The 692-nt window shown below is 37.0% G+C and carries 1 pseudogene; it reads right to left on the reverse strand.

Going from position 1 to position 692, the window contains the following annotated elements:
- Positions 1–115 precede the first annotated feature (115 nt).
- Positions 116–514: pseudogene (locus LIR34_RS17555) on the reverse strand (nucleotidyltransferase domain-containing protein); the annotation flags it as partial.
- Between the last annotated feature and the right edge of the window lie 178 nt (positions 515–692).

The following is a 692-nucleotide window of genomic DNA, read 5'->3' on the forward strand; positions in this document are numbered from 1 at the left end:
TGTCAATATCTACACCTCACTCCCTCTCGCCTTGACCGCTAATCTTATCAATACATTTTTGCACCTTTTTCTTCGTACCGACAAACTGCAATTTATCTTAGAAATTACAGCGATGTTATTTTGATAAACTTTCAAGAATTGAAATATCATGCTTATCTTTATCTCTTAATTCATAACCTGAATGGAAAACTTTTTGGCCTTTTAAAGATATACAAGGAATTGTTTTGCCTTCAAAAAAAACACTACCAAAGTAATCTTTTTCAAACTCATACCATCCACCCTCTAAATCAGCTTGTTTTGAAGTTCCGTCCTCATTTAAAACGAACGGGTGAATGTCTAAGTAACCAAGTTCATCACTATATAACTCTATTCTAACCGGTTTCCAGTCTGTATCAATTTTATAGCCCAGATTCAAAAGCACATTTAACAATTTTTCCGTATGTTGAGCATCAAAATTTATATCTATATCTCTATGAATTCTTGTTTGTTTACCAGCTAAAATATCTACACCCCATAATGAGCGACGCTACCACCCCTATACAGGTACAGAAAGGGGGTGTGCCACCATGAGTATATTTTCGTCTTTCTTACTCTCTGTCTTGGCAAGTGTAGTCGCCTACTACATCTGCAAATGGCTGGACGGAGATAAATAGGCGGTAGCCAGCCTAAGGAATAAGCCACCTTGCCACAAC

It is taken from the genome of Blautia sp. MSK17_66, from assembly GCF_020538025.1.
Lineage (GTDB): Bacteria > Bacillota > Clostridia > Lachnospirales > Lachnospiraceae > Blautia_A.